Source organism: Methylophaga sp. UBA3613 (genome assembly GCF_002375415.1).
GTDB lineage: Bacteria > Pseudomonadota > Gammaproteobacteria > Nitrosococcales > Methylophagaceae > Methylophaga.
In genome coordinates, this window is record NZ_DFLS01000004.1 from 303,864 (window position 1) to 326,528 (window position 22,665).

General features: G+C 46.5%; 24 protein-coding genes. 16 read left to right on the forward strand and 8 right to left on the reverse strand.

From position 1 onward, the window contains the following. Positions 1-18 precede the first annotated feature (18 nt). From rpmG to gatC, 6 genes are all read right to left on the reverse strand, one after another. Complete coding sequence (gene rpmG, locus B3S93_RS03635) at positions 19-174, reverse strand: 50S ribosomal protein L33 (protein WP_014707985.1); 156 nt, start codon at positions 172-174, stop codon at positions 19-21. 11 nt (positions 175-185) lie between these two features. Next, positions 186-422 carry a 50S ribosomal protein L28 gene (gene rpmB / locus B3S93_RS03640; RefSeq protein ID WP_226070964.1) on the reverse strand — a complete coding sequence of 79 codons (237 nt, stop codon included), beginning with the start codon at positions 420-422 and terminating at the stop codon, positions 186-188. A 124-nt stretch (positions 423-546) separates the two neighbouring features. After that, a complete protein-coding gene (locus B3S93_RS03645) occupies positions 547-1,050 on the reverse strand; it encodes a peroxiredoxin family protein (protein WP_292353753.1) in 504 nt (167 codons plus the stop codon). 1 nt (position 1,051) lies between these two features. Then, positions 1,052-2,689 (reverse strand): acetolactate synthase large subunit, encoded by a 1,638-nt coding sequence (locus B3S93_RS03650; RefSeq protein WP_292353755.1) that lies wholly within the window; start codon positions 2,687-2,689, stop codon positions 1,052-1,054. A 384-nt stretch (positions 2,690-3,073) separates the two neighbouring features. Continuing rightward, entirely contained in the window at positions 3,074-4,528 is a 1,455-nt protein-coding gene (gene gatA / locus B3S93_RS03655) for an Asp-tRNA(Asn)/Glu-tRNA(Gln) amidotransferase subunit GatA (protein ID WP_292353757.1), read from the reverse strand. A gap of 19 nt (positions 4,529-4,547) precedes the next feature. Beyond that, positions 4,548-4,835, reverse strand: coding sequence for an Asp-tRNA(Asn)/Glu-tRNA(Gln) amidotransferase subunit GatC (gene gatC / locus B3S93_RS03660; RefSeq protein ID WP_014707980.1), 288 nt, complete (start codon positions 4,833-4,835; stop codon positions 4,548-4,550). A 120-nt stretch (positions 4,836-4,955) separates the two neighbouring features. On the opposite strand from gatC, the gene B3S93_RS03665 reads away from it, so the two are divergent. The 14 genes from B3S93_RS03665 (at position 4,956) to B3S93_RS03730 (ending at position 18,803) form a co-directional block, all read left to right on the forward strand. Next, positions 4,956-6,002: a rod shape-determining protein gene (locus B3S93_RS03665; RefSeq protein WP_041354692.1), complete on the forward strand. Its 1,047-nt coding sequence runs from the start codon at positions 4,956-4,958 to the stop codon at positions 6,000-6,002. 84 nt (positions 6,003-6,086) lie between these two features. Continuing rightward, positions 6,087-7,019 (forward strand): rod shape-determining protein MreC, encoded by a 933-nt coding sequence (mreC, locus tag B3S93_RS03670; protein WP_292400595.1) that lies wholly within the window; start codon positions 6,087-6,089, stop codon positions 7,017-7,019. Continuing rightward, entirely contained in the window at positions 7,019-7,495 is a 477-nt protein-coding gene (gene mreD / locus B3S93_RS03675; protein WP_292353761.1) for a rod shape-determining protein MreD, read from the forward strand. Before mreC ends, mreD begins: the two co-directional genes overlap by 1 nt. A 2-nt stretch (positions 7,496-7,497) precedes the next feature. Further along, positions 7,498-9,366 carry a penicillin-binding protein 2 gene (gene mrdA / locus B3S93_RS03680; protein WP_292399984.1) on the forward strand — a complete coding sequence of 623 codons (1,869 nt, stop codon included), beginning with the start codon at positions 7,498-7,500 and terminating at the stop codon, positions 9,364-9,366. 22 nt (positions 9,367-9,388) lie between these two features. Next, the gene (gene rodA / locus B3S93_RS03685) at positions 9,389-10,519 is read left to right on the forward strand and encodes a rod shape-determining protein RodA (protein ID WP_292354105.1); all 1,131 of its coding nucleotides are present in this window, start codon (positions 9,389-9,391) and stop codon (positions 10,517-10,519) included. Then, positions 10,516-11,496, forward strand: coding sequence for a lytic murein transglycosylase B (gene mltB, locus B3S93_RS03690; protein WP_292399981.1), 981 nt, complete (start codon positions 10,516-10,518; stop codon positions 11,494-11,496). Before rodA ends, mltB begins: the two co-directional genes overlap by 4 nt. Beyond that, positions 11,493-12,341 (forward strand): septal ring lytic transglycosylase RlpA family protein, encoded by an 849-nt coding sequence (locus B3S93_RS03695; protein WP_292353768.1) that lies wholly within the window; start codon positions 11,493-11,495, stop codon positions 12,339-12,341. The genes mltB and B3S93_RS03695 overlap by 4 nt, the downstream gene beginning before the upstream one ends. Before the next feature lie 24 nt (positions 12,342-12,365). Then, entirely contained in the window at positions 12,366-13,514 is a 1,149-nt protein-coding gene (locus tag B3S93_RS03700; RefSeq protein ID WP_292399979.1) for a D-alanyl-D-alanine carboxypeptidase family protein, read from the forward strand. A gap of 6 nt (positions 13,515-13,520) precedes the next feature. After that, a complete protein-coding gene (dat, locus tag B3S93_RS03705) occupies positions 13,521-14,366 on the forward strand; it encodes a D-amino-acid transaminase (RefSeq protein ID WP_292399976.1) in 846 nt (281 codons plus the stop codon). Next, the gene (locus tag B3S93_RS03710) at positions 14,366-14,641 is read left to right on the forward strand and encodes an HP0495 family protein (protein WP_292353773.1); all 276 of its coding nucleotides are present in this window, start codon (positions 14,366-14,368) and stop codon (positions 14,639-14,641) included. Before dat ends, B3S93_RS03710 begins: the two co-directional genes overlap by 1 nt. Beyond that, positions 14,641-15,255, forward strand: a complete 615-nt coding sequence (gene lipB, locus B3S93_RS03715; protein ID WP_292399973.1) for a lipoyl(octanoyl) transferase LipB — start codon at positions 14,641-14,643, stop codon at positions 15,253-15,255. The genes B3S93_RS03710 and lipB overlap by 1 nt, the downstream gene beginning before the upstream one ends. Further along, positions 15,252-16,211 (forward strand): lipoyl synthase, encoded by a 960-nt coding sequence (gene lipA / locus B3S93_RS03720; protein ID WP_292353776.1) that lies wholly within the window; start codon positions 15,252-15,254, stop codon positions 16,209-16,211. The genes lipB and lipA overlap by 4 nt, the downstream gene beginning before the upstream one ends. Positions 16,212-16,243: 32 nt before the next feature. Beyond that, positions 16,244-17,515 (forward strand): NAD(P)/FAD-dependent oxidoreductase, encoded by a 1,272-nt coding sequence (locus B3S93_RS03725; RefSeq protein WP_292399970.1) that lies wholly within the window; start codon positions 16,244-16,246, stop codon positions 17,513-17,515. 112 nt (positions 17,516-17,627) lie between these two features. Next, positions 17,628-18,803 carry a citrate synthase gene (locus B3S93_RS03730; RefSeq protein ID WP_292399967.1) on the forward strand — a complete coding sequence of 392 codons (1,176 nt, stop codon included), beginning with the start codon at positions 17,628-17,630 and terminating at the stop codon, positions 18,801-18,803. On the opposite strand, the gene epmB is transcribed toward B3S93_RS03730, so the two are convergent. After that, complete coding sequence (gene epmB, locus B3S93_RS03735; RefSeq protein ID WP_292399964.1) at positions 18,793-19,800, reverse strand: EF-P beta-lysylation protein EpmB; 1,008 nt, start codon at positions 19,798-19,800, stop codon at positions 18,793-18,795. The two genes, B3S93_RS03730 and epmB, sit on opposite strands and share 11 nt — an antisense overlap. Positions 19,801-19,853: 53 nt before the next feature. On the opposite strand from epmB, the gene efp reads away from it, so the two are divergent. After that, on the forward strand, positions 19,854-20,426 hold the full coding sequence (efp, locus tag B3S93_RS03740) for an elongation factor P (protein WP_041354687.1): 573 nt from the start codon (positions 19,854-19,856) through the stop codon (positions 20,424-20,426). A gap of 72 nt (positions 20,427-20,498) precedes the next feature. Then, the gene (gene epmA, locus B3S93_RS03745) at positions 20,499-21,464 is read left to right on the forward strand and encodes an EF-P lysine aminoacylase EpmA (protein ID WP_292399961.1); all 966 of its coding nucleotides are present in this window, start codon (positions 20,499-20,501) and stop codon (positions 21,462-21,464) included. A 56-nt stretch (positions 21,465-21,520) separates the two neighbouring features. Here the strand turns inward: epmA and B3S93_RS03750 are convergent, their stop codons facing one another. Beyond that, positions 21,521-22,624 (reverse strand): choice-of-anchor A family protein, encoded by a 1,104-nt coding sequence (locus B3S93_RS03750; protein WP_292399959.1) that lies wholly within the window; start codon positions 22,622-22,624, stop codon positions 21,521-21,523. Positions 22,625-22,665 lie beyond the last annotated feature (41 nt).

Genomic DNA, 22,665 nt, shown 5'->3' on the forward strand with positions numbered 1-22,665 from the left:
AAGCAGTAAACAATAGTGTTACTTGATTTTTGCTTCTTTATACATCACGTGTTGACGGATAACGGGATCAAACTTTTTGATTTCCATTTTTTCCGGCATGGTGCGTTTGTTTTTATCAGTAGTGTAGTAGTGACCTGTACCTGCTGATGAAACTAATTTGATTTTATCGCGCATGTCCTGACTCCTTAGATTTTTTCGCCGCGGCTACGGAGATCAGATAAAACGGTATCAATACCTCTTTTATCAATGATACGCAGACCATGATTGCTGACACGCAATTTTACCCAACGGTTTTCAGACTCAACCCAAAAACGGTGTGAGTGAAGGTTAGGTAGGAAACGGCGTTTTGTTTTGTTGTGAGCGTGTGAAACATTGTTTCCGCTCATAGGGCGTTTGCCCGTTACCTGACATACTCTGGACATGTTAATCCTGCTCCTGATGCATTTTTAGTGACTGACGCGTCCTGCCAACGCATCATTCTGAATAAACTAAGCCGGACTTTATACCATATGTGCTATCTGATGTGTAGCAGTTTTAAGCTATAAATCAGCTGAGGCCCATTTTGTCGAGCTGTGCTGAAACGCTCTCTTTATCGAGTACACCAATTTTGCGCATCACAATTTTGCCTTCGGGCGAAATCAGATAATGCGTTGGTGTCACCCGAACATTATTAAATGCGCTGGAAATTTCGCCTTCACTGTCCCAGATAAGCGTGTAGGGAAGACCCCGGTCTTCACGCATTGCCTTGATATGTGAAGGTGTGTCGTGGGGCAGTGAAACGCCCAGCATGACCAAGCCTTTTTTTGCGTATTCTTCATGCAAAGCAATGAGTTCGGGCAGTTCCTGAATACACGCCGGGCAATCAGTCGCCCAGAAAATCATCAATATTGGTTTACCGGCATATTCGGTGAAATTATGCATTTTTCCGTCTACATCCTCAAACGTAAGTTCGGTGTAGGCCGGAGCGGTAGCATTCTTGTACATAAAGACGACAAACAATAATGCAAATAGGGCGGCTATAAACAGTGCAAAACGTTTTCCAGACTTCATTTTATCTCTCAGTTTGCTGGGTTAATTGACCTAGAGATTCTGTCAGTTTCAGATTTTCACGATAATCCACCGGACAATCAATAACGGTGACTGTATTTCTGTCCAAAGCTTCTTTTAAAACAGACATTAACTCTTCGGTCTTATTCACTCTGACACCCGTTGCGCCAAATGATTGCGCATATTGTACAAAATCCGGATTGCCGAATTTTACATTACTGGTTCGGCCAAACTGGTTTTGCTGTTTCCATTCAATCAGACCGTAGCTTGCATCGTTCCAAATCAGAATGACAATCGCGATATTCAAACGAATGGCTGTCTCAATTTCCTGAGAGTTCATCAGAAAACCAGCGTCACCGGTTACTGCAACGACTTTGCGTTCCGGATGTGCCAGTTTGGCTGCAATTGCACCCGGAACTGCTATGCCCATGCTGGCAAAGCCATTGGAAATAATGCAGGTGTTCGGGTATTCACAGCGGAACATTCGTGACATCCACATTTTATGGGCACCCACATCGCAGATTACGATATCTTCCAGATGCATGGCGGTACGCAGATCCCAGATGATTTTCTGTGGTTTAACAGGGAATTCGGTATCACGGCGATGCTGATTCATTTCTGTAATCAGACTATCGCGTAAAGTACGCATGGCCTTACCTTCGTGCGGCGTGGTTAGGGCTGCAATTCGATTCAGACTGTGCGTAATATTGCCCACAACACCCAATACCACACTGTAATATCCATCAACCTCAGCATGGGTGGTATCAATATGAATCAGCGTGCGATCCCGTGAGGGATGCCAGAGATAGGGGTGGTATTCAACCATGTCGTAGCCGATACAAATAATTACATCGGCATTGGCAAAGCCGGTATTTACATAGTCATTTGACTGCAACCCAACACTGCCCAGTGACATGGGATGACCAAACGGAATGACGCCTTTGGCCATAAAGGTGTTGGCGACAGGAATTCCCAGCTTTTCAGCAAATTCTGTAAGCGCTTTAGCGGCATGCGCACGAATGACGCCATTACCCGCCAGAATAATCGGATTTTCTGCATTGGAAATTAATTCTGCTGCTCGTTCGATATGTTCAGCAGCCGGTTCAGGAGGTGTGGCGTGTTTGACCCGCAGTGGAGCATCGTCAATTTCCATCTCGGCAATATTTTCAGGAAACTCAATAAAACAGGCACCGGTTTTCTCGGTCTGCGCCACTTTAAAAGCTTTGCGAACAATTTCCGGAATCACTTCAGGGCTGACAATTCGAGTGGAGTATTTGGTGATGGGCAAAAACATCGCTTCCAGATTCAGGACCTGATGCGATTCTTTATGCAAGCGATTGGTCGAAGCCTGACCGGCAATGGCTACCAGGGGGGCATGATCCATATTGGCATCAGCCACACCGGTAATCAGATTGGTCGCACCCGGACCGAGTGTCGCCATACAGACTCCTGCACGGCCAGTGAGTCGACCATAAACATCTGCCATAAAGGCCGCACCTTGTTCATGCCGGGTGGTAATAAATTGAATGGAGGAATCCAGCAAGGCGTCCATGACATCCAGATTCTCCTCACCGGGAATACCAAAAACATATTCCACACCTTCATTTTCCAGAGTACGGACAAATAGCTCTGCTGCTTTCATTTTTTCGCTCCGCGATGAATGGCTTTAAAAAAGGGGCTTTCGCCTCTAGGGTCTGTTGATCTTTCATAGCCACCACTGCTGGAGGCTATTTTTTTCGTCCTACAAGGCGGAAATGATGCGATGTAGTTGTTCTACATAAGTCATTTTCAACACTGTAGGGCGGAAAAATAGTCCCAGCCCTTTGGGTTGTGACTGAAAATGTACCACTCCACGTTGCTCGTCATGTATTTAGAGCAACTACAAAAACGTCTGGAACGTTTTTAAGCGTAAGCCCCTTAGGGGTGAGATACATGGATGTATCTCACAAACTGCATTCCTCGCGCCTTGATTGGAGCATTTTAGTCACAACAGAGGCGGCTCTGAAAGATCAACAGACCCTAGGTTTCACTGAAATGCTGTTGGAATTTGTTTATGCCAATCAGTGACCTGTTGGTATTGATGAGCAACATTAAGTAAACGTGCCTCATCGAAATAATTACCAATGATCTGTAAACCAGCAGGTAAGCCATTGGCAAAACCTGCCGGAATTGACATACCGGGCAAACCAGCAAGATTGGTATTAATGGTATAGATATCCGCTAAATACATGGCTACTGGATCATCGGCTTTATCACCCAGTTTAAAGGCTGTGGTTGGCGCGGTAGGTCCCATAATCACATCAACTTCTTCAAATGCCTGTTGGAAGTCATCGCTTATCAAACGGCGGCATTTCTGAGCTTTAAGATAGTAGGCATCGTAATAACCGGCAGATAGTGCATAGGTTCCGATCATGATGCGACGTTTAACTTCGTCACCGAAACCTTCACCGCGTGAACGTTGGTACAGATCCAGTAAATCTTTTGGATCTTCACAGCGATGGCCAAAGCGCACGCCGTCCATACGAGACAAATTGGATGAGCATTCTGCAGGGGCAACCACATAATAAGTTGGTATCGCCAGAGAGGTATTTGGCAGGCTGATCTCTTTGACGGTTGCCCCGAGCTTTTCGAATTCCTTAATGGCGACATCAATTATTTCTGCCACTTCCGGTGCCAGACCTTCACCAAAGTATTCTTTTGGCAGACCAATGCGCAGACCTTGCAGGGAATCATTCAGATTTGCGGTGTAATCTGGAACATCACGTTCCACGCTGGTGGAATCGCGTTCATCAAAACCCGACATGACATTTAACAATAATGCCGCATCTTCGGCGTTGGCCGTCATCGGGCCCGCCTGATCCAGGCTGGAGGCAAAAGCAATCATGCCGTAACGGGAAACACGACCATAAGTTGGTTTCAAACCGGTTAAATTACATAAAGATGAAGGCTGACGAATTGAACCACCTGTATCTGTACCGGTAGCCGCCGGTGCCAGTCGAGCAGCGATTGCTGCTGCAGAGCCTCCGGAAGAACCACCTGGAACCCGTTCAGTATCCCAGGGATTTTTGACCGGACCGTAAAAGCTGGTTTCATTGGATGAACCCATGGCAAATTCGTCCATATTGGTTTTACCCAACATTACCATGCCACTGGCTGCAATTTTTTCCACCACAGTCGCATCATAGGGCGCAACAAATTTATCGAGCATTTTTGATGCACAGCTGGTACGAACGCCCTTGGTGCAGAAAATATCTTTATGCGCCATTGGAATGCCGGTCAGTTTACCGGCAGTCTTGTCTGCAAACTGTTTATCAGCAGCCGCAGCCTGCGCCAGCGCGCTTTCTTCAGTCACACTGATAAAAGCATTCAAATTGCCATTATGCGTTTTGATACGGTTTAGAAAGTGTTGAGTCAGTTCCACACTGGTGATGTCACCGTTGTGTAGCAAGGCCGAAAGTTCAGAAAGAGTTTTGTTATGCATGTACTTGCCTGTGTTGGATTTATTCGATGACCTGTGGAACCAGGTAGACGCCAGCGTCGGTTTTAGGGGCAATAGACTGGAACAATTCACGTTGGTCAGTTTCGGATACCACATCCTCACGCAATCGTTGGTGTGCATCCAGTGGGTGCGCCATGGGACTGACTGCATCGGTATTCACCGCGCTCATCTGTTCGACCAGATTGAGAATGTTATTAAGATCTCGGGCGTAATCAGGAATCGTGCTTTCATCAATGGCAAGCCGCGCAAGATGCGCGATTTTTTCTACATCGGATTTATCTAAACTCATCAGTCGTCCCGTAAGTTAATTGATTTCACAAAGTTGAAGTTTAAATCATTAGTTGCTTGCCCAACAGACCTGAGCATTGCTAAAGTATCCATTTTACCTCTTCCGGATGTGGTTTCTTCAATGTTTGAACGTTTACGTGGGATCTTCTCTAACGATCTGTCTATCGATCTGGGTACAGCTAATACGCTGATTTATGTGCGCGGCCGGGGCATCGTTTTGGATGAACCTTCAGTAGTCGCAATTCGACAGGATAAGGGGCCAGGCGGCCCTCGCTCGATCGCCGCGGTAGGTGCAGAAGCTAAAAGAATGTTAGGGCGTACTCCTGGCAATATCACTGCGATACGTCCATTGAAAGATGGTGTTATAGCCGATTTCACTGTTACTGAAAAAATGTTGCAGCATTTTATTCGCAAGGTGCATGAAGGTCGCTTTTTAAAACCAAGTCCGCGCGTTTTGGTCTGCGTACCCTGCGGCTCAACACAAGTCGAACGTCGGGCAATTCGTGAATCTGCTGCCGGCGCCGGTGCGCGTGATGTATTTTTGATTGAAGAACCGATGGCAGCGGCCATTGGTGCCGGTATGCCGGTAGAAGAAGCCAGCGGCTCGATGGTGCTGGATATTGGTGGTGGCACCACTGAAGTCGCGATTATCTCACTGAACGGTATTGTTTATTCAGCTTCAGTGCGAATTGGTGGTGATTTGTTCGATGAGGCGATTGTCAATTATGTCCGTCGGAATTACGGCACATTGATTGGTGAAGCCACTGCTGAAAAGATCAAAAAAGAAATCGGTTCTGCCTATCCTGGAAACGAAGTCCGAGAAATGGAAGTACGTGGACGTAATCTGGCAGAAGGAATCCCCCGGAGTTTCACACTGAACAGTAATGAAATACTGGAAGCGTTGCAGGATCCATTAGCCGGTATTGTCGCTGCAGTGAAAACTGCGCTGGAACAGACACCGCCGGAACTGGGTGCTGACGTTGCTGAACGAGGCATCGTGCTGACGGGTGGTGGTGCGTTACTAAGAGACCTGGATCGCCTGTTAATGGAAGAAACCGGCTTGCCAGCCATTGTCGCAGAAGACCCGCTGACCTGTGTTGCCAGAGGGGGTGGTCGAGCATTAGAACTTATTGACGAACGCGGGAGCGACGTATTTACGTTTGAATAGTCTTCAGTCAGATTGAAGTAGGTATTTGACCTTTACAAATAGCAAGGTTATTTGTGAAGGTCTTTTCATTTTCGGAACTGAGCCATTAAACCGTTATTTGCCCAAACACCTTCATTAAATACTCGGATGCTGCTTGCAGTAGTCGCATCGTTGTTATTGTATTTTCTGGATACACGACTGGATTATTTCAAGCCCGTCAGGATGACCCTGTCTACGGCTGTTTATCCTGTACAGAAACTCGCCTCTATGCCAGACGATTTCACCACATGGTTTACTGATTTTTTTCAGGGCCATCGGCAACTGCGTGAGAAAATCATGAAGCTTGAAGCACAAAACCTCACTAATAGTGTGCGGATGCAAAAAATGCAGGCGCTGGAAAGTGAAAACATGCGCTTGCGAGAATTGCTTGGTTCATCATTTCGTCTACAGGAACGGGTGCAGGTTGCCGAACTGCTCAGTGTCGACTTAGATCCTTTTTATCAGCATGTCATCATCGATAAAGGTGAAACCTTTGGCGTCTATGAAGGGCAGCCAGTACTCGATTCTCTAGGTGTCATGGGACAGGTGGCGGAAGTCAGCCAGTTTTCCAGCCGCGTCGTGTTGTTAACCGACCCCAGCCACAGTATTCCAGTACAGATTGTCAGAAATGGCTTACGCGCTGTGGTCACTGGGCGGGGTCTAGGAGAAAATTTACAGATGGAGTTTTTACCGCACAATGCCGATGTGCGCGTTGGAGATCTATTGGTAACCTCGGGCCTGGGGGGGCGTTTCCCGGTTGGTTACCCCGTTGGAAAGGTGATCTCAGTAAACTTCCCTCAGGGAAAATCTTTTGCCGAAATTAGCGTTAGTCCAGCTGCTCGGTTGGCAACCAGTCGAGAAGTCATGTTGGTACTGCCGGGTGAAAAAATTGATTTCGGTATTACATATCCTTTGCAAATTGAAGAAAGTGATTTACCTGCAGTGGAAGAACAGCCTGCAGTGGATGCGCCAGTGACGCCATCGGAGGAAAGTAACTGATGGTTCTGGTGAAGTCACAGCATAGCAGTGTCATATACATTACCTTGTTATTCGCCATTTTATTAATGCTGGTGCCACTGCCAGATACGCTCCGATACGCACGTCCGGAATGGGTTGCTATCACGTTGATTTACTGGGCAATGGCTTTACCACAACGGGTCAGCATTGGCGTTGCCTGGTTTACCGGATTGGTGATGGATGTGGTCACCGGAGGTATTCTGGGGATTCATGCATTTGCCTATGCACTGGTGATTTATCTGGTTGGGCGTTTACATTTGCAAATTCGTCAATATCCTCTTTGGCAACAGGCTTTTACAATATTGTCCCTGGTTTCTCTGGTGCATTTTATCGTGATGCTGAGTGCGCCGATCACCTTCAGTTGGAACCACTGGTTGACCGTACTGACCAGTACACTGGTCTGGCCCTTTGTGTATGCCGTATTAAGGAAAATACGTCGTAGTTTTCAGGTGAGTTGATTGTGATCGATCCCCGGCACAGGCTCAAAGACCATTTTCGTGAAAGTCGATTGGTCAGTAACCGACTGATATTCGCCGGGCTTTTTTCGCTAGTGTTGTTTGGCATCATTATTTTTCGCTTGGTGATGCTGCAGATTGTCGAATTTGAACACTTTGATTCACTTTCCAATCGCAATCGGGTGGATATTGAGCCGTTAGCGCCTCAACGCGGCTTGATTTACGATCGTAATGGTGTGTTACTGGCCGAAAATATTCCGACATTCAGTCTCGAGTTGATCCCGGAGAAAGTAAAGAATGTGGATCAAACAATTGCCGAATTGGCTGAGCTGTTATCACTAACCGCTGAAGATATTGATGCGTTTAATGAACGCCGTAAACGTCATCGAGCCTTCGAAGAAATAGTGGTTCGTAACCAGCTGACTCAGAAAGAAGTCGCATTGTTTTCAGTTAATCGTCATCGTTTCCCGGGTGTTGATGTGGTAGGCCGGTTGATACGGCATTATCCGCAGGGACCGCTTTTTGCTCATGCGGTGGGTTATGTCGGTCGTATCAATCAGCAGGAAACACAGGTTATTGATCGACAAAATTACAAAGGTACACTGCAGATAGGTAAAACCGGTGTTGAAAAACAATACGAAGATTTTCTGCATGGCACAGTAGGGTATCGTCAGGTTGAAACCAATGTGCAGGGGCGCACCGTTAGAGAACTTTTCAGTGAACCGGCCACTGCAGGACAGGATCTGTATTTGCATCTTGATATTAACCTGCAGCAGGCGGCCGCAGAAGCATTGGGTGAATATAATGGCTCTGTTGTCGTACTCGATACAAAAAACGGTGGTGTGTTAGCCTTGGTCAGCAAACCGGATTACGATCCTAACTCTTTCGTGAACGGCATTAGCGTCAAAGAGTATGCAGAATTGCGTGACTCCATCGATCAACCCCTGTTTAATCGTGCATTGCGCGGTCATTATCCCCCGGGATCGACATTCAAACCCTTTGTTGCTCTGGCGGGTTTGGAGTTAAATGTCGTGACCCAGCAAAGCCGAACATTTTGCCCTGGTTTTTATTCATTACCAGGCAATTCTCATCGGTACCGCTGCTGGAAACGCATAGGACATGGTCACGTTGATCTGAAAAGTGCGATGGCCGAATCCTGTGACGTGTATTTTTATGATTTAGCACATGCAATTGGGATTGATCGGTTACATGGCTTTCTGGATTTGTTTGGTTTTGGTCATCAGACAGGTGTCGATATTCCTGGTGAGAGTAAAGGTTTGTCTCCTTCCAGAGAGTGGAAGCGTAATCAGCGCAATCAAGCCTGGTATCCCGGTGAAACGCTGATATCGGGGATAGGGCAGGGATTTAATCAGATGACGCCGATTCAACTGGCTCATGCAACCGCAACGCTTGGAATGATGGGAACGGTTTATACCCCCCAACTGGTTCGCGCTACCAAAGCGGATAATGACGAAGGTATGCAGTTGTTGGGTGTGCAACAGGCTGACAGTTTACCGATACAAAATTCCAGTCATTGGCAGTCGGTAATCGAAGCGATGGTTGAAGTGGTCCACGGCAAACGTGGCACGGCAAGACATATTGGAACAGATTTACCATTCCAGATTGCAGGGAAAACAGGCACAGCACAAGTATTCGGAATAGCCCAGGATGCTAAGTATGATGCGGAGTTACTGGCCAAAAAATTACATGATCATGCGCTTTTTGTGGCTTTTGCCCCGGCGGATGATCCTGAAATAGCGATTGCAGTAGTCGTAGAAAATGGGGGAAGTGGCAGTGCCACAGCTGCTCCAATTGCACGTAAGCTTATCGATGTATATTTTGGAATTGAGACTGATGAGCCAGTTACGGAATGAGGTAAGACAGTCGCCCAGAGCGATGAGCGGTTTGCTGCAGGACAGACGACGGGTGCCCGGATTTCAGTGGCGCTCAGGATTGCAACGTGTGCACCTGGATGGCTTATTAATATTGGGCATCCTGACGCTGCTGTTGTTCAGTTCTGTCGTGCTATATAGCAGTGGCGGTGAAGACATTGGTTTGTTGCTACGTCAGGGAGTCAGAATGGCAATCGCCATAACGGTGATGATTCTTCTGGCGCAGATACATCCCGATCGATTCAAAGATGTTGCGTTTTGGATTTATGCAGTCGGACTGCTAATGCTGATTGCTGTTTTATTGTTTGGCACGATAGGAAAAGGCGCTCAGCGTTGGCTTGATTTGGGTTTTTTCCGCTTTCAACCATCTGAGATTATGAAGCTGGCGGTGCCTTTGGTAGTAGCCGTTTATCTGGCAGATAGACCATTACCGCCCAGCTTTGTCAGAATGTTTTTTGCACTGGTGATGATTGCTGTTCCAGCCTTGTTAATTGCCAAACAGCCAGATCTGGGAACGGCATTGTTAATTGCCAGTTCGGGGTTGATAGTGGTTTTTCTGTCGGGTGTTTCCTGGCGATTGATCATGAGTTTTCTGGCTCTGGCCGCTGCAGCTGCGCCGGTATTATGGTACTTCATGCATGACTATCAGCGACGCCGGGTGATGACCTTATTTAACCCTGAGTCGGACCCACTAGGTGCCGGCTATCATATTATTCAATCGAAGATTGCGATTGGATCGGGTGGGTTACAAGGTCGTGGCTGGCTACAGGGGACGCAGTCGCATCTGGAGTTTTTACCGGAACGCTCCACCGATTTTATTTTTGCGGTGATTGCAGAAGAATTTGGTCTGATTGGTTTGACACTGTTGATTACAGTTTATCTGTTAATTACTGCGAGAGGCCTCTATATAGCTGCTCAAGCGCAATTGAGTTACATGAAATTATTGGCGGGCAGTATTGCCATTACATTTCTGGTCTATGTTTTTGTAAATGTAGGAATGGTTACTGGTCTTTTACCTGTTGTCGGGGTGCCGCTGCCACTGATCAGCTATGGAGGTACATCCATGGTGACCTTGCTGGCAGGCTTCGGTATCCTGATGTCCATACACACTCATCGGAGGATGATGTCACCGTGAAGAAACACATTACCGCTACACTGTTAAGCCTGATAATGACGCCAGCATTTGCCAATCCTGAACTACCGGATGTGGATAAATTTATTGATGAAATGGTTGAAGAACATGCGTTTGACAGAGCCGAACTGGAAAACCTGTTTGCTGAGGTTGAAGTCAAAGATAGCATTCTTAAAGCTATTTCCAGACCTGCTGAGAAAAGTAAGCCGTGGTATGAATATCGCGAGATTTTCCTCGATCAGGCACGTATTAATGCGGGTGTAGCTTATTGGAAAAAACATGCCGATACGTTAGAAAGAGCTGAAAAAGAATTGGGTGTACCCGCTGAAATAATCCTGGCTATTCTCGGTGTAGAAACCCGTTTTGGCGGTAACATGGGCAGTTTCCGGGTTCTGGATGCCTTATCTACTCTGGCCTTTCGTTACCCTCCGCGTAGCACTTTTTTCCGCTCGGAATTGAAAAACTTTTTAATCCTGACTCGCGAAGAGGAGATGTCTCAACTGGAACCGATTGGTTCTTATGCCGGGGCCATGGGGCTGGGGCAATTTATGCCTAGCAGTTTTCGTGAATATGCTGTCGATTTTGATAATGATGGCCACCGTGATATCTGGAATAATCCAACGGATGCTATCGGCAGTATCGCGAATTATCTGCGTCGTCACGGCTGGCAGCCAGGCGAAAGCATTGTGCATGCTACAAAGTACGAAGGTAATGATCTGCCACAGGATTTGATTGATCGCGGATTGAAGCCTACCGTAACGCGTGAAGAGTTAAGAAAATCCGGTTTGAGCACCGATAAATTACCCGAGGGTGAAGATGCGATTACCGTTTTCAGCCTGACCCAGCCCGATGGTGAAGAGCTATGGTTAGGCCGGCAGAATTTTTATGCGATAACCCGTTACAATCACAGCCGTATGTATGCCATGGCTGTTATCCAATTGTCAGAAGCGATTCGTGATGGTTATGAGTCTGTAAAATGAAACAGCGTGTAGTTAAGTATTTAACTTTATCGATAATGCTGACGGGGCTTTGGTCCTGTGGAACCGTGACTGAACAACAGGATTCTGCACCAAAAGTAAAACCGGATGTTTCGAAAATCCCGGATGCAGTCCCACGTGATGAACCAAGAAGTAAATATGGTAATCCAGCTTCATATGAAGTGTTCGGCAGAAGATATTACACACTTGCCAGTAGTGAAAATTATGTAGAGCGTGGCAAAGCATCCTGGTACGGTACAAAGTTTCATGGCAGACGCACCTCCAGTGGTGAGCCTTACGATATGTATGCGATGACGGCTGCTCATAAAACATTACCTTTACCAAGTTATGCTGAAGTCATCAACCTGGAGAATGGACGCAAGGTCGTGGTAAAAATTAATGATCGTGGACCGTTTCATGATGATCGATTGATAGATTTATCCTATAGCGCCGCAACCAAGCTGGGTATTATTGATAAAGGTACTGGCCAGGTTGAAGTAAGGGCAATCAGCAGTAAGAATGTCGTTGCGTCTACTACCGCTAAAAAAGATGTAGTCGCCAATGTAACACCCACAGCAAATGCTGTTTCAACCCAAACCACAACAATGGGGAAAGTCGGACTGTTTCTGCAAATAGGAGCATTCAGCACATTAAGCAGGGCAGAACAGATAAAGCAACAAGTTCAACAACAGATTCAAGAGCGAGTTCATATTTCATCTGTTGAACGTGTTCAAACTCCCTTATACCGGGTTCGGATTGGCCCACTTGAAAGTGTTGAATATAGCGATAGGATCGCTAATCAACTAATGGGATTAGGTTTTTCTGATACCCGGCTTATCAAGGAATAACTGTTTTTTATTGAGAGTAACTAAATGATTAAAATTTTCAAAATGAGCCTGGCAGGGCTACTGTTCAGTGTCGCCACTATCAGTTCGGCGGGAATGATCACGCCGAATCCTACAGCACCCTCAATTGCGGGTACTGCCCATATTTTGCAGGATTACGATAGCGGACATATTTTAATGTCCGAAAATGCAGATGAGCGTCTGCCACCAGCCAGCATTACCAAATTAATGACCTCTTATGTGGTTTCCCAGGAAATCCACGATGGCAATATTAAACTTGATGATGAAGTATTAATCAGTGAAAAAGCCTGGCGCATGATTGGCTCACGCAGCTTTATTGAGGTGAACACTAAGGTAACCGTGGAAGCCCTGTTGCGTGGCATGATCGTGCAATCAGGTAATGATGCTGCTGTAGCGCTGGCTGAACATGTTGCGGGTAGCGAAGAAGTGTTTGCCCAGATGATGAATCAATATGCTCAGAAACTGGGTATGGTCAACACCAACTATCAAAATGCCACCGGTTTGCCGGGACCAGAGCATTACACCACGGCGCATGATATTGCGATCCTTTCAGCAGCCTTAATCCGGGATTTTCCCGAACATTACCAATGGTATGCAGAAAAGGAATATACCTACAACGGTATTACTCAGCACAATCGTAATAAATTGTTATGGCGTGATAATACGGTTGATGGATTGAAAACCGGTCACACCGAAGAGGCTGGATACTGCTTATCTGCATCAGCAAAGCGTGATGGTATGCGCCTGATTGCTGTGGTTCTTGGCACGGCAAGTGAAAATGCACGGGCCCAGGAAATCCAAAAAATGTTTAATTTTGGTTTCCGTTTCTTTGAAACGCATCAGCTTTATGCGGCAGATGAGGCGATTACTCAAACCAAGGTTTGGAAGGGGCAAACTGATCAGTTGAATCTGGGTCTGGCACAGCCATTATCTATTACGGTTCCTCGCGGACGTTATAAAGACTTGCAGGCCTCAACCAATATCCAACAGCCTGTTGTCGCTCCAGTTGCCAAAGGCACTGAGCTGGGAGAGGTGGAAATCCGTTTGGGCGATGAAGTGGTTGCCACTCGTAAACTGGTGGCTGTGGAAGAGGTTGAAAAAGGCAGCTGGTGGAGACGAATCCTCGACAGTTTGTTGATGCTTATCTGGGGTTAATGTTTCGTGGCAATAGTTTATCTTAACGGCGAATTTATCCCCGCTGATAAAGCTCAGGTCTCTGTGTATGACCGCGGATATTTATTAGGTGATGGCATTTATGAAGTGATTCCGGTGTATGCCGGAAGCGCTTTTTTACTCGATAGGCACCTGCAGCGATTGCAGAATAGTCTGGACGGCGTACGGATCGAAAACCCGTTTTCAGATGCGCAATGGACCGGCATTATTAATGATTTGATCTCCCGGAATAATGCGGGCGATCAGTCGTTGTATTTGCAGGTCACCCGGGGCGTAGCACCAAGAGATCATATCTTTCCGATTGGTGTGGCACCTAGTGTGTTTCTGATGAGTAATCCACTGCATCCGGTTGCCGATAGCTGGAAGACGGATGGTATCAAGGCCATTACCACAGCCGATATTCGCTGGATGCGTTGCGATATTAAAGCAATTACCTTGCTGGCAAACAGTCTGATGAAACAGTTGGCGCAGGATGCTGGTGCACAGGAAGCGTTATTGCTCCGCGATAATTATCTGACCGAGGGTTCAGCCAGTAATGCGTATGTGGTCATCGACGGTGTCATCTTTACTGCGCCAAAAGATGAAAAAGTATTGCCTGGCATTACCCGTGATCTGATTATTGAGCTGGCGGCGCAAAATGATATGCCGCTACATGAAAGAGCCGTCAGTGAATCAGCTCTGCGAAATGCGGATGAAATCTGGATCAGCAGTTCAACCAAAGAAGTGGTGCCAGTGACCTTATTGGATGGTGAAATCGTTGGTAATGGTAAACCCGGCCCCGTGTGGCAACAAATGGACATCTTGTTTCAGCGCTATAAACAAGAGGTAATCTGATGAGTGAATCAAACGGCGAAGAGACGTTACTGGAATTTCCCTGTGAATATCCGGTAAAGGCAATGGGAGAAACCCACCCGCAGTTGGATAATATTGTGGTGGAAATCGTCCGCAAGCATGCTGGTGATATTACTGAAGGAGCAGTCACCAGTAGACAGAGCTCAGGGGGGAAATATACTTCCATCACCGTGGTTATTGAGGCGACCAGTAAAAAACAACTGGACGCTATCTATCAGGAACTCAGTAGTCACGATGCCGTTAAATACGTGCTCTGATGAAGATACAGGATCTCGGCCTACGGGATTATCAACCAACCCTGCTAGCCATGCACCAGTTCACGCAGCAACGTGATAATCACACCGAAGATGAACTGTGGTTATTAGAACATTATCCTGTTTACACTCAGGGGTTTAATGGTCAGGACGGTCATCTGCTGAGACAAAATACAATTCCGATGGTACGAACTGATCGTGGTGGTCAAATAACCTACCATGGTCCGGGACAATTAATCGTTTATCCATTAATTGATTTACGTCGTTTCGGCATGGGCGTACGCAATATGATCAGTTGTCTGGAAAACACGGTTATTGCCATGCTGGACGAGCATAAGATTGACGCATATGCTCGTAAAGATGCCCCCGGAGTGTACTGTGGCGAAGCGAAAATTGCTTCACTGGGATTACGGGTCAAACGCGGCGCCTGTTATCATGGCCTGAGTTTAAACATTGATATGGATTTACAGCCATTTGCCGATATCAATCCCTGTGGTTACGCAGGCATGCAAATGACCGATATGAAAACATTAGGTGCAACGGTCGATATGGCCTCAGTAAAACAACAATTTGTGTCTGTTTTTCTCGCACACATGCAACAAGGTAGCAACACATGACTGACACGGTTGAACCGGTAAAACGTGATGTAAAAGCGCTTAAAGGTGCCTCTAAAGTCGCGCGTATTCCCATAAAAATCGTTCCTAGTGATCCTAAGCGCAAACCGGAATGGATTCGTGCCAAATCACAAGGTGCACCTGAAGTACAGCGCATCAAACAAATGTTGCGTGATCATGATTTGCACACCGTGTGTGAAGAAGCGTCCTGTCCCAATCTTGGGGAGTGTTTTGCCCACGGTACGGCGACATTTCTGATCATGGGCAATATTTGTACCCGACGTTGCCCTTTCTGTGATGTGGCGCATGGCCGTCCTGATGCATTAGATGAGAATGAACCGAATCATCTGGCAAAAACCATTGCCGCCATGCAGCTCAAACATGTAGTGGTGACCTCGGTCGATCGTGATGATTTACGTGATGGTGGCGCTGCCCATTTCAGCCGCTGCATCAGTGAAATTCGTCAGCAATCGCCACAAACCCGTATTGAAGTGCTGGTGCCTGATTTTCGTGGTCGTATGGATGTGGCGCTGGAGATACTGGCGGATAATCCACCGGATATTTTTAATCACAACCTGGAAAGTATCCCCAGACTCTACAAAGCCGTTCGACCTGGCTCGGATTATCAATGGTCATTAGATCTGATTCAGCGCTTTCAGCAAATGCATCCTGAAGTGCCCACTAAATCTGGCCTGATGCTCGGTTTGGGTGAAAGCATCGATGAAGTTAAACAGGTGATGCAGGATTTACGCGATCATGGTTGTCGGATGCTGACGCTGGGTCAGTATCTACAACCTAGCAGGCATCATCTGGCAGTTGAGCGTTTTGTCACTCCAGCAGAGTTCGACGAGCTGGCAGTAGCAGGTAAGGAAATGGGCTTTGAACATGTGGCCAGTGGACCAATGGTGCGATCGTCTTATCATGCCGATCTGCAGGCTCAGGGTGAAAAAGTCTCTTGAGTCAATAATTATTAACAGCTGAGTGCTCTGATATGACTATCAAGCGTCGACAAGTGTTAAAAAATGCAGCTTATTTATCGGCTATGGCAGCCCTGCCATTGGGATTATCTACTGCTTGTTTTCGTAATCAAAAACAGAAAGTCGTAGTTATTGGTGGTGGGTTTGCTGGAGCCACTGCAGCGCGATATCTGGCAATGTGGGCGCCAGAACTTGAAATCACATTGATAGAAAAAAACAGTCAGTTTATATCCTGTCCACAGAGTAATCTGGTGCTTAGCGGCAATCGCAGTCTGTCACAGCTTACTCGCGAGTACACTGCTTTACAGACAGATAAAGCTATTCGCTTTGTACAATCGGAAGTTATTGCTGTTGATACTGAAAACCGTCAACTGTGGCTTGCAGATAAAAGCCGAGTGGACTATGACCGGTTGATTATTGCCCCGGGCGTCAGTTTCATTTATGACCAGTTGCCTATCCTTGCTACGGCCGAAGCTCAGGAACATGTTCCCCATGCCTGGAAAGCAGGTGAGCAGACTTTGTTATTAGCCAATCAGCTTAAGTCGATGCGGCAGGGTGGGGTCGTGATAATGACTGTCCCGGCTGCACCTTTTCGCTGTCCTCCTGGGCCTTATGAGCGTGCTTGTCAGATCGCATTGCATCTTAAACAACACAATCCTACCGGCAAACTACTGATACTAGATGCCAATCCGGATATTGTCTCTAAAAAAGCCTTATTTACCGAAGCGTGGCAACAGCAATATGCTGGCTTGATCGAGTATCAGCCAATGAATCCAATTGAATCGGTCAATGTCGGCAATCTGGAGGTTGAAAGTTTTTTTGATCACTACCAAGCCGATGTTTTAAACGTCATTCCTCCGCAAAAGGCCGGTGCGGTGGCTGCAATGGCTGGCGTGGTTAATGTAGATAATCGCTGGTGTGATGTAGACTTTCTGACCTATGAGTCGACAGCAGTTGAACGAGTGCACGTGATAGGGGATTCGGTGGCGGCGAAGGTGCCCAAATCTGCTCATATAGCTAACCAGCAAGCCAAGGTCTGTGCTGCTGCGGTCATCGCTCTATTGCGTGAAGAAATACCTGAGCAGCAACCCATTTTCAGCAATACCTGTTACAGTTTTGTCGATGGACAACAGGCAGGGCATGTTGCCGCGGTTTATCGTTATGATAAAAGCAGTCAGGATATGGTTCCTCACCCCAGTGGTGGGGTTTCCGAGACGGCAAGTGAAGAGGAAGGTCGCTATGCTCAGGGCTGGGCCGAAAACATCTGGGCTGATTCGTTAGGCTGATTTTCAACTTTCTTTACGCTGGTCTGCTCGGGGTTTCGGTCTTTCCCCATTGCAGTATAATGACCCCCAATTTCAATAACTCCACCAGCTGGATTTAAACACGAGGTAGTAGATGAGCGATTTTTTACCCGGCCTGGAAGGTGTGCCTGCCACGAAGTCAGCCATTTCATTTATTGATGGCGAAAAAGGCATCCTTAGTTACCGTGGTTATCCACTGGAAACACTGGCAACCAACAGTACTTTTGAAGAAACTACGCTATTGCTACTGGATGGCGAATTACCCACTAAAGCTGCATTAAATCGCTTTTCCAAACAGCTGCGCAGCAGTTATCGTATTAAATATCATATTCGTGAAATGATGCGTCATTTCCCACATACCGGTCATCCGATGGATATGTTGCAAACAGCGGTTTGCAGTTTAGGTATGTTCTATCCGGGCACCGAATGTCTGACCGATGCTGAAAGTTGTAAAGATATCGACTATGTCCGCAATATGACGGTCAATATTATCGCGCAGATGGCACCTTTGGTCGCGATGTGGGAACACATGCGTCAGGGCTATGATCCGATCAATCCACGTGATGATTTGTCAGTTGCGGAAAATCTGTTGTATATGTTTACCGGCAAAGAACCGGATAGTCTGATGGCACGCATTATGGACGTTTGCCTGATTCTGCATGCCGAACATACTCTGAACGCCTCAACGTTTGCAGCTTTGGTTGCCGGTTCAACATTAGCATCGCCTTACAGCGTTATCTCAGCAGCAATTGGAACCTTATCTGGTCCATTACATGGTGGTGCTAACCAACGTGTGGTAGGCATGCTGCAGGAAATCGGTTCACCCGATAATGTTGAAGCCTGGGTTGACAAGAAACTGGCCAACAAAGAAGTTATCTGGGGCATGGGACATCGTGAATATAAGGTCAAAGACCCTCGAGCCACTATCCTGCATAAGCTGGTGACCAAGCTGGTGGAAGAACGTGGTGGTTCACTGGATAAAATGTTTGCCACGGCGATGAAGCTGGAAGAAGTCTGTGTCGATCGTCTGGGACATAAAGGCGTTTATCCGAATGTGGACTTCTATTCGGGTATTTTGTATTCCGAAATGGGCATTCCGGAAGATCAATTCACCGCGTTGTTTGCAGTAGCACGCTCAGCGGGTTGGCTGGCACATTGGCGTGAACAGATTTCCAATAACCGTATTTATCGTCCGACACAGATTTATGTCGGTCATGAACAGCGTGAATATATTCCGATGTCGGAACGGAAAAAAGCGCCTAAGCAATAATGGTTTTACTGGCTTCACCTTGTTGCTCGCGCACCAGGCGTGGCACAAGGTAGCCAGGTAATTCGCGACGCATGGCAGCAATGAGCTCTATTCCTTGCTGTTCATCCACATCAAAATGACTGGCGCCTTTTACTTTATCGAGTAAATGCAAGTAATAAGGCACTACCTGAACCTCGCTTAATCTCTCACTAAGAGCGATTAAGCTGTCCGCATCATCATTAACTCCCCGTAACAACACAGCCTGGTTCAATAACTCACATCCAGCATTACGTAACTCTGATAGCGTCTCAGCAGTTTCAGCATCAATTTCATTGGCATGATTGGCATGGATGACCATCACCACCCGTAAGGAAGTGCTGCTGATCCAGTTCAATAAGCTGTTGCAAATCCGTTTTGGCAGCACTAATGGCAGCCGTGTATGAATTCGCAAACGTTTGATATGTGGGATTTTTTGTAAGTCCTCTACCATGGCGGCTAATTTTGTATCGGTTAATGCCAATGGATCGCCGCCACTGAAAATTACTTCACGAATACTGTTATCACTTTGCAGTGCAGCTACCGATTGTTGCCACTGACTCGCTAATGGATTGCTTTCGCTATAAGGGAAATGTCGGCGAAAACAATAACGACAATGAATGGCACAGGCACCGGTGGTCAGCAATAATGCACGGCCCTGATATTTATGCAAAATGCCGGGTGAGCTGATCGCCAAATGATCCCCCACAGGATCCGCTGAAAAACCTTCGACCTCAATAGTTTCATCAATCAGCGGGAAAACCTGACGTAAAAGCGGATCGCTGGCGTCGCCATAATGCATTTTATTAATGTAACTTAGCGTCACCCGCAGCGGGAATTTCTTTAAGCTCTCCGCATCAATCGTTTGCAGATGATTCTCCAGTCCGAGCATTTGCAGCAAGACTGTTGGGTTTTTAATGGCATGACTTAATTCATCCTGCCAATCAGCAAAGATTACGTCAGCTTGCGATTGCGGTATCATAGTGGGCTTTGATTTTGTGAACAGGCGACGATCGTCCCCCAAAAGAGGTAAGCATGGCAAGTTATAGTACAAATGAGTTTAAAGCCGGACTGAAATTCATGATGGATGGCGATCCTTGCAGCATCATCGAAAATGAATTTGTGAAACCAGGTAAAGGTCAGGCATTTAACCGTGTTAAATTCCGTAACCTTAAAACCGGTCGCGTTAATGAACGTACTTTCAAAACTAACGAATCTGTAGAAAGCGCTGACGTTGTCGAAATCGATCTGGAATTTTCCTACAGTGACGGTGAATTCTGGCACTTTATGGATCCCAGTAGTTTTGAACAATATGCTGCCGATGCCAATGCGATTGCTGACAGTAAAGACTGGCTGAAAGAACAATATGTTTATACAGTCACGCTATGGAATGGCACACCACTGCTGGTGACGCCACCTAATTTCGTTAATCTGGCAGTAGTTGAAACTGATCCGGGTGTGCGTGGTGATACTTCTGGTGGTGGTGGTAAACCGGCAACGCTGGAAACTGGTGCAGTAGTGCGAGTTCCGTTATTTATCGAAATTGGTGAAGTGTTGCGTGTTGATACTCGTTCAGCATCATACGTCGAACGTGCTAAAAAAGATTAAACTCATTATCAGTTTTTGTGTTTTTAGTGGTGCATGTAGCAAGCTTACATGCCTTAAACCTAAGTCTGAATAATGCTTCACAATGAGCAATTACAGAACATATTAAAACGGCGGGCAAAGCTTCTGGCAAATGTCCGCCGTTTTTTTTCAGTCCGCAATGTTTTGGAAGTGAATACTCCCATTTTATCTTCGGCAGCACCTACCGCGCCTTATCTTGACAATTTCTCTACCCGGTTCGAGGCTGGCAGCGACTCCAAAGTCCTGTATTTGCATACTTCACCTGAATTTGCGATGAAACGCTTGCTGGCGGCTGGTAGCGGCGCGATTTATCAAATTGCCACGGTGTTTCGTAATGGTGAGTTGGGTCGCCAGCATGCGCCCGAATTTTCCATGCTGGAGTGGTATCGACCAGGGTTTTCACTGACAGAGTTAATGGCAGAAGTCGATGCTTTGATGCAACAGGTGATCGGCTTACCTGCTGCAGTCATTTTTCCTTATCGTGATTTATTCGCGAAATATCTGCAGTTGGATATTTATCAGGCTGATGATGTTTTGTTGAAGCAAATTGCATTGGATTGTATAGCCGGGCTTACTGCTGATTGGCAAACTGATCGGGATGGCTGGCTGGAAATGCTGATGAGCGAAGTAATTGAACCACAGCTTAAAGCGCTGGAAATGCCGGTGATGGTTACAGAGTTTCCTGCTTCTCAGGCGCAGTTGGCGAAAATTGAAATAAATGCTGAAGGATATCAGGTCGCCAGTCGTTTTGAGTTATATGCTGGTGGAATGGAGCTGGCCAATGGCTATGACGAATTGTGTGATGCCACCGAATTACGTCAACGTTTTGAACACGATAATCAATTGCGTCTGCAACAAGGCAAACCTCAAATGCCGATAGATGAAAACCTGCTGACAGCGATGCAGTCTGGTTTACCGCAATGCAGTGGCGTGGCATTGGGGCTGGATCGTTTAATGATGTTAGAGCTCGATGAGAAAAATATCAGCCAGGTACAAGGCATTGCATTTATTGAGAGCTGAGAAATCTAGAAGCCACCAACGATGTCGTTGGTGGCTTTTTGGTTTTATAACTTAAATTAAAGTGATTTTTTGCGATTACGACGAAGTGAGAAAAATCCAATCAAACCACTCAGAAACAAGGGCAATGCGGCTGGGACAGGAACTGCTGCCGGTGGGACGAAATTAGTAGGTTGAGAATGAATCTCACCATATTGTGTCAGGCTTTTAGCGGCTAGCGTGCCCTCAATATTATTACTATTCGTCACAGCTGCATTCAATGCCAGAATACTACCGCCGAATTGGCTGGCCAGATTGAGCTCGGTAGCATCAACAAAATTCCATAAAAACATCGAGCCGTAAAGGGTCGCTGCACTGGCCAGGAAGTTCGCTTTGATATCAAACTCGGTATTACCCCCACCAAATACATTAAACAGAATGCTTTGCGTGTTGGTCATGCTGAAATCAAACTCAAAGGCTTTATCGAAAAAACTACTTGCATCCGTGATGCTGAAGATTGCCAGCCCACTATTGTTACCGACGGCGTTAAAAGTGACTTTTCCCCCATTAATGCTATAGCCACTGTTTGCGTCAAGCCCGGATAACTGGTTAGAAAAATTGCTTAATACATTCATCGCATTTAAAGCTTGAGTTGCAGGTTCGAAGGGTGCGGTAACCGGTTGGTTTGATACGGTTCCGCCGCCATTGGCATTTGCCGAACCTGTCAGATTTCCGCCATAAATCGTATTACCGCCATTGGTGTTTACATTACCTGAAATATCACCAACAACGGAGGTGGAGCCGCTGCCGTTTGCATTATTTTGTAAGGATCCAGATACCGAACCAACAAAGGCATCGCCACCATCATTCAGTGTGACATTCCCGGCAATATTTCCACCTACATTAAGGCCTTTGCCTTTGGTTTGAACGTTGCCACTAACGTTTCCACCCACCGTCAGTGAGGGCACAGCAGCATTTGATGATTGATGCATGTTGTAAAGGCCGCCATTTACATTGCCCCCAATAAGAGCGTTTCCTTCGACCTCTGAGGTACTTGAGACATTGCCTGAAGTAATGAGGTTATATTGGTTGAGTAATGAAGTGGCGTCGACAGGGCTGGCATTTGCCATCTGACTGAAACTGATAAAAAAGAGACTGGCAAGGGTTAATTTAGAGACATGCACTTGGCTTATTCCTTTAAAGGATACATGGGAGTCGATTGTAT

What these genes read in the sequence shown, in the direction of transcription:
- B3S93_RS03710 (WP_292353773.1), top strand. Translation starts at nt 14,366, where the DNA reads ATGAGTGAATCAAACGGCGAAGAGACGTTACTGGAATTTCCCTGTGAA.
- B3S93_RS03695 (WP_292353768.1), top strand. Translation starts at nt 11,493, where the DNA reads ATGAAACAGCGTGTAGTTAAGTATTTAACTTTATCGATAATGCTGACG.
- gatC (WP_014707980.1), bottom strand. Translation starts at nt 4,835, where the DNA reads ATGAGTTTAGATAAATCCGATGTAGAAAAAATCGCGCATCTTGCGCGG.
- gatA (WP_292353757.1), bottom strand. Translation starts at nt 4,528, where the DNA reads ATGCATAACAAAACTCTTTCTGAACTTTCGGCCTTGCTACACAACGGT.
- efp (WP_041354687.1), top strand. Translation starts at nt 19,854, where the DNA reads ATGGCAAGTTATAGTACAAATGAGTTTAAAGCCGGACTGAAATTCATG.
- rpmB (WP_226070964.1), bottom strand. Translation starts at nt 422, where the DNA reads ATGTCCAGAGTATGTCAGGTAACGGGCAAACGCCCTATGAGCGGAAAC.
- B3S93_RS03730 (WP_292399967.1), top strand. Translation starts at nt 17,628, where the DNA reads ATGAGCGATTTTTTACCCGGCCTGGAAGGTGTGCCTGCCACGAAGTCA.
- B3S93_RS03725 (WP_292399970.1), top strand. Translation starts at nt 16,244, where the DNA reads ATGACTATCAAGCGTCGACAAGTGTTAAAAAATGCAGCTTATTTATCG.
- B3S93_RS03650 (WP_292353755.1), bottom strand. Translation starts at nt 2,689, where the DNA reads ATGAAAGCAGCAGAGCTATTTGTCCGTACTCTGGAAAATGAAGGTGTG.
- lipA (WP_292353776.1), top strand. Translation starts at nt 15,252, where the DNA reads ATGACTGACACGGTTGAACCGGTAAAACGTGATGTAAAAGCGCTTAAA.
- B3S93_RS03645 (WP_292353753.1), bottom strand. Translation starts at nt 1,050, where the DNA reads ATGAAGTCTGGAAAACGTTTTGCACTGTTTATAGCCGCCCTATTTGCA.
- rpmG (WP_014707985.1), bottom strand. Translation starts at nt 174, where the DNA reads ATGCGCGATAAAATCAAATTAGTTTCATCAGCAGGTACAGGTCACTAC.
- B3S93_RS03700 (WP_292399979.1), top strand. Translation starts at nt 12,366, where the DNA reads ATGATTAAAATTTTCAAAATGAGCCTGGCAGGGCTACTGTTCAGTGTC.
- mreD (WP_292353761.1), top strand. Translation starts at nt 7,019, where the DNA reads ATGGTTCTGGTGAAGTCACAGCATAGCAGTGTCATATACATTACCTTG.
- epmA (WP_292399961.1), top strand. Translation starts at nt 20,499, where the DNA reads ATGCTTCACAATGAGCAATTACAGAACATATTAAAACGGCGGGCAAAG.
- B3S93_RS03665 (WP_041354692.1), top strand. Translation starts at nt 4,956, where the DNA reads ATGTTTGAACGTTTACGTGGGATCTTCTCTAACGATCTGTCTATCGAT.
- epmB (WP_292399964.1), bottom strand. Translation starts at nt 19,800, where the DNA reads ATGATACCGCAATCGCAAGCTGACGTAATCTTTGCTGATTGGCAGGAT.
- lipB (WP_292399973.1), top strand. Translation starts at nt 14,641, where the DNA reads ATGAAGATACAGGATCTCGGCCTACGGGATTATCAACCAACCCTGCTA.
- rodA (WP_292354105.1), top strand. Translation starts at nt 9,389, where the DNA reads ATGAGCGGTTTGCTGCAGGACAGACGACGGGTGCCCGGATTTCAGTGG.